The sequence below is a fragment of the Acidithiobacillus sp. genome (assembly GCF_023255755.1).
GTDB lineage: Bacteria > Pseudomonadota > Gammaproteobacteria > Acidithiobacillales > Acidithiobacillaceae > Acidithiobacillus.
In genome coordinates this window covers 1-4,861 of record NZ_JAGDVS010000073.1, presented here as the reverse complement: position 1 = coordinate 4,861, position 4,861 = coordinate 1, and the positions used below count along the sequence as shown (strand labels likewise).

Annotated in this window: 7 protein-coding genes and 1 pseudogene; all 8 read left to right on the top strand. The window is 60.1% G+C overall.

The features are described 5' to 3' along the window. A pseudogene (gene gidA, locus Q0C48_RS04975) lies at positions 1-675 on the top strand (tRNA uridine-5-carboxymethylaminomethyl(34) synthesis enzyme MnmG); the annotation flags it as partial. 4 nt (positions 676-679) lie between these two features. Further along, positions 680-1,342, top strand: coding sequence for a 16S rRNA (guanine(527)-N(7))-methyltransferase RsmG (gene rsmG, locus Q0C48_RS04970; RefSeq protein ID WP_291522124.1), 663 nt, complete (start codon positions 680-682; stop codon positions 1,340-1,342). A gap of 46 nt (positions 1,343-1,388) precedes the next feature. Beyond that, on the top strand, positions 1,389-2,171 hold the full coding sequence (locus tag Q0C48_RS04965; protein WP_291522123.1) for an AAA family ATPase: 783 nt from the start codon (positions 1,389-1,391) through the stop codon (positions 2,169-2,171). After that, the gene (locus tag Q0C48_RS04960; RefSeq protein WP_291522122.1) at positions 2,168-3,016 is read left to right on the top strand and encodes a ParB/RepB/Spo0J family partition protein; all 849 of its coding nucleotides are present in this window, start codon (positions 2,168-2,170) and stop codon (positions 3,014-3,016) included. Before Q0C48_RS04965 ends, Q0C48_RS04960 begins: the two co-directional genes overlap by 4 nt. Before the next feature lie 63 nt (positions 3,017-3,079). Then, positions 3,080-3,478, top strand: a complete 399-nt coding sequence (locus tag Q0C48_RS04955; RefSeq protein WP_291522121.1) for a hypothetical protein — start codon at positions 3,080-3,082, stop codon at positions 3,476-3,478. 2 nt (positions 3,479-3,480) lie between these two features. After that, on the top strand, positions 3,481-4,230 hold the full coding sequence (gene atpB / locus Q0C48_RS04950) for a F0F1 ATP synthase subunit A (protein WP_291522120.1): 750 nt from the start codon (positions 3,481-3,483) through the stop codon (positions 4,228-4,230). Positions 4,231-4,272: 42 nt separating this feature from the next. Continuing rightward, complete coding sequence (gene atpE / locus Q0C48_RS04945; protein ID WP_009561114.1) at positions 4,273-4,527, top strand: F0F1 ATP synthase subunit C; 255 nt, start codon at positions 4,273-4,275, stop codon at positions 4,525-4,527. 42 nt (positions 4,528-4,569) lie between these two features. After that, on the top strand, positions 4,570-4,861 hold a 292-nt coding region (gene atpF / locus Q0C48_RS04940; protein ID WP_291522119.1), incomplete at its 3' end, for a F0F1 ATP synthase subunit B.

Sequence of the window (4,861 nt, the reverse complement as noted above, 5' to 3'; positions counted from 1 at the left end):
GGTCGCCACGAAGCCTATCTGGGGGTGATGGTGGATGATCTTGTCACCCGCGGACTCGACGAGCCCTACCGTATGTTCACCAGCCGCGCCGAATATCGCCTGCAATTGCGCGAAGACAATGCCGATCTGCGTCTGACTCCCCATGGCCGATCATTGGGGTTGGTCGATGACTCGCGCTGGACGGCCTTCAGTGCCAAACAGGACACGGTGCAGGCGGAGCGCACCCGCCTCGAAGGCTTACGTATCCATCCCGGCAGCGCTATCGCCGAGCGTATTGCGGCGAAGACGGATCAGCCCCTCTCCCGCGATGTCACCGCTCTCGAACTCCTCCGCCGCCCCGACTGGGGTTACGCCAGCCTGCTCCAGGTGCTCGACCTCGTTCCGTGCAGCGATGCGCAGGCCCGCGAGCAACTGGAGATCGAATGCAAATATGCCGGTTATGTCGCCCGCCAGCACGATGAGATCACCCGCGCCGCACGCTGGGAGGGTACGGATATCCCTGCCGACATGGACTACGCTGCGGTGCGGGGGCTCTCTACCGAAGTGATGCAGCGTCTCGCCCGGCAGCGGCCGCAGACCATCGGTTTGGCCAGCCGTATCCCTGGTGTGACTCCGGCCGCCATCTCCCTGCTCCTGATTCATGTGAAACGTCGCGGTCTGCAGCAGGTTGGCTGATTCGATGGCGAACCCGGAGGTATCCTCGCAAGTCCTGCGTGCCCTTCTGAATGCTGGACTGATGGCTCTCGGTCTGGACAGTGTTGATGCCGAGCAGCGTAACCTGCTGATCCGCTATCTCGCTCTCCTGCAGCGCTGGAATGCCACCCACAACCTGACAGCGGTGCGCGATCCCCTGGAGATGGTGCCTCGCCATCTGCTGGACAGCCTGGCGGTGCTACCCTACTTGCCGGAGGGGGCGGTGGCGGATATCGGCAGCGGTGCCGGATTGCCCGGTATCCCCCTGGCCATCTGCCGTCCGGTGCAAGCATTTACTCTGGTGGAGCCCGCCGCCAAGCGGGTGGCTTTCCTCCGCCACGTCATCGCTGACCTGGGGTTGACCAACGTCCAAGTCGCCGCACAGGGCAGTGAGGATTACCGCCCCGACCTCCTGCCAGATGTCATTATCAGCCGTGCCACCGCGCCCTTGGCGCGTCTCGACGCCATGACCAGGCATTTACAGGGCCCGCACACGCAGGTGCTCGCCCAGAAAGGTCCTGGCGTCGAGACGGAGTTGGCCGACTGGCCCCGCGCCGCCACCCTCCGCATCACGCATCAGGACCTCGCCGTCCCCAACCTGCCGCCCCGTCTGCTGCTTTCCTGGCGTGTACCCGTAACCACGCCCTAGCCCCCTGCGCCGCTACGGGGTATCCTAAGAGAAATCATTGTCGAAGATGGAAGACCGCCCAGTCACCATGCGCACCGTCGCTATCGCCAACCAAAAAGGAGGGGTGGGTAAAACCACCACTGCCGTCAATCTGGCCGCCGGACTGGCCCAGGTGGGCAAGCGTGTTCTCCTGATTGACCTCGATCCCCAGACCAACGCCACTACCGGCCTCGGTCTCGGCGGCAACACGGTGTCGACCATTTACCACGTCCTTCTCGGTGAGTTGCCGCTGAGCGCGGTGCTGTTGAATGCCTCTCCGGCGGGGCTGTTTCTCGCACCCTCCAGCCCCGATCTTGCCGGTGCGGAGGTTGAGCTTTATGGCCGACCAGACCGTGAGCGGCATCTTAAAAATGCCCTGGCCGCAGTGAGTAACTTCGAGTACGTGCTGATCGACTGTCCGCCCGCGCTCAATATGCTGACCATTAACGCATTGGTCGCCGCGGATAGCGTCCTGATCCCCATGCAATGCGAATATTATGCCCTTGAAGGCCTGACCCAATTGCTCGGCACCGTGCGCCGGGTGCGTGCGCAGCTCAACCCCCACCTCGAAGTGCATGGCCTGCTGCGAACCATGTTCGACAACCGCAACCGCCTCTCCTCCGAAGTGGGGCTGGAGCTGGAGCGTCATTTTCCGGACAAGCTCTATAGTACGGTGGTTCCCCGCAATATCCGTCTGGCCGAAGCCCCCAGTTTTGGCCGCGCTGCTTTGGAATATGATCCGGCCTGTGCCGGGTCGCGGGCCTATCAGGGTGTCGCCGCCGAGTTTTTACGCCGCGAGTGGGTGGAGTGAAGCGGCTTGGTCTCGGGCGCGGACTGGACGCCCTCTTTGCTAGTGAAGGAACAACGGGCGGCGCTATGCGCGAGGTTCCCGTCGACCTGCTGCAACGCGGACGCTACCAGCCGCGCGGTTTGATCAGCGAGGAGTCTCTGGAAGAACTCGTCGCCTCCATCCGTAGCCAGGGGGTGGTGCAACCCATTGTCATTCGCGCCATCGGCGGCGGCCGCTATGAGATCGTGGCTGGGGAACGCCGCTGGCGCGCCGCGCAATTGGCCGGCCTTGCACACATCCCCGCCGTGGTCCGTGAATGCAGTGACGAACAAGCCCTCGCCATCGGCATCATCGAGAATATTCAGCGTCAAGCCCTCAACCCCCTGGAAGAAGCGCTGGCGCTGCAACGCCTGCTCGACGAGTTCGGCCTCAGTCACGAAGCGCTGGCCGAATCCCTCGGCCGTTCCCGCGCTGCCATCAGTAACCAGTTACGCCTGCTGCGCCTCTGTTCAGACCTCCATATCCATGTCGAAAATGGGGCGCTCAGTGCCGGCCATGCCCGGGCCCTGCTCACGTTAACGGACGAGCGCCAGGTGCGGCTCGCGGATAGAGTCGTCCGCGAAGCCCTGAGTGTGCGGGCCACTGAACGTCTGGTGCAGGCCGAAAGCCGGGTCAAGCCGCCCAAGGCAGAGCCGGACCCCAATATTGCGGCGCTTTCTGCCCGGATTAGCGCGCGTCTGGGGCTATCCGTCGATCTGCGTGCGCAAGGGCGGGGCGGCGAGTTGCGGATTCGCTGGGATGATCCGGAACAGGAGGCAGTGCTTTTTCAGCGCCTGGGCGTGTCGCTCGATGATGATGAAAGCTGATATTCCTCTCTTGACGGGCTGCACCAGCCTGTTTAGACTCTGCGCGTACTCAAGACCCGCCCGTTGAAAGAGCAAGAAAAACAAACGGAGATGGTGAATTTTTCGTCCTACGTTGGGCGAGTGACTGCAACAGTGTTGACGTTGGCCCTGCTGCTGGCTGCCATAGTGGCGTGGCGCTGGGGGCGAGAAGAAGCCTACGCAGTACTCTTTGCCGCATTTTTGAGCGTAATCAATATGCTCATTTTGGGTGGACGCCTTATCGCGCTCCCCGTCTCCACGCAACGCGCTGCACGGCGCTTGGGCGGAGCGGTGTTGCAGCGCTGGATTATCACCATCCTCGGACTGATTTTTGCAATATTCTGGCTGCGCCTGCCGGTTATCGGGCTGGTCGCCGGATTCTTGCTGACCCATTTCGTATTTTTGGCATTTCTGGTGCGGGAACGTTCCAGGCAAAGGAGTTAAGCGTGGCATCAGGCGATATCGCCCATCACCTCGTAAACTGGTCCATCGGCGAAGGCTTCTGGACCTTTAATCTCGACACTATCGTCATGGGTTGGGTCATGGCCGCCATTCTGGTCATCACCGCCATGGTGGTTGGCTCACGGTTGCAGGCCAGCACCCCCAGCGGGATGCAGAACTGGCTGGAGGGCGTGGTCGACTTCATTGATGACTTGGTGCAAGGCAGTTTCCCCGTTAAAGATCCTTTGATCGCGCCCGTCGCGATAACGGTTTTTCTCTGGATTCTGTTGATGAACAGCCTGGATGTTATCCCCGCCTACCTGCCCGGTATGGTCGCGCACTGGTTTGGGATCACGGAGTTCCGCATCACCCCGACCGTCAATTTGAATACGACGCTGGGTGTGGCTATCGCGATCTTCCTGCTCATGATAGCGACCAATCTGCGCGTCAAGGGGTTCTCCTACTTTAAGACCTATCTGACCCATCCCTTCGGTATCTGGCTGGCGCCGATGAATATCATCATGTCGCTGATTGAAGAGATCACCAAGCCGTTGAGCCTTGGTCTGCGACTTTTCGGCAACATGTTTGCCGGTGAGCTGGTCTTCCTGCTCCTGGCCATGCTGCCCTGGTGGGGCGAGATGGTTATGGGCGAAGTCTGGTCCTTGTTCGAAAGTTTAATCATCATCCTGCAGGCGTTTATTTTTACCGTGCTGACCGTAGTGTACCTCGGCATGGCGAATATGCAGGATCATTAACAAGTTTATTATTCCACTTTGCGACACTTGTAAGGAGTTATCATGGACGCACATACCATCATTGTTGCTGCTACTGCCATTGCCGTAGGTATCATTTTTGGCGCCGCTGGTCTGGGTTCTGCCATTGGTTGGGGCCTTATCACCTCCAAGACCATTGAAGGCATCACCCGTCAGCCGGAAATGCGCCCGCAGTTGCTGGTGAATACCTTCATCTTTGCCGGTTTGATGGAGTCTTTCCCCTTCATTATTCTGGCCTTCGGTTTCTGGTTCCTCTTCGCCAACCCGTTCCTGGGCTGATGCTGGGCCGGCTGAGCCGGCCCACTTGCAAGTGAGGTAGTCATGAATCCAGTAGGTATCAATGGAACATTGATCATTCAGTTGATCACCTTCGTCATCCTGGTGGCGTTGTTGTACAAGTATATGTATGGTCCTTTGCGCAAGGTCATGGACGACCGTCGCGCGAGAATTGCCGACGGTCTGGCGGCAGCGGAACGCGGTAAGGAAGAAATGGCCCTGGCGCAAAAGCGTGCGACAGAGCTGCTCCGCGAAGCCAAAGAAAAGGCGGCAGAAATTATCGCCAACGCCGAGCGTCGTGGTGTGGAGCTGCGTGAAGAAGCTCAGGTCAAGGCCC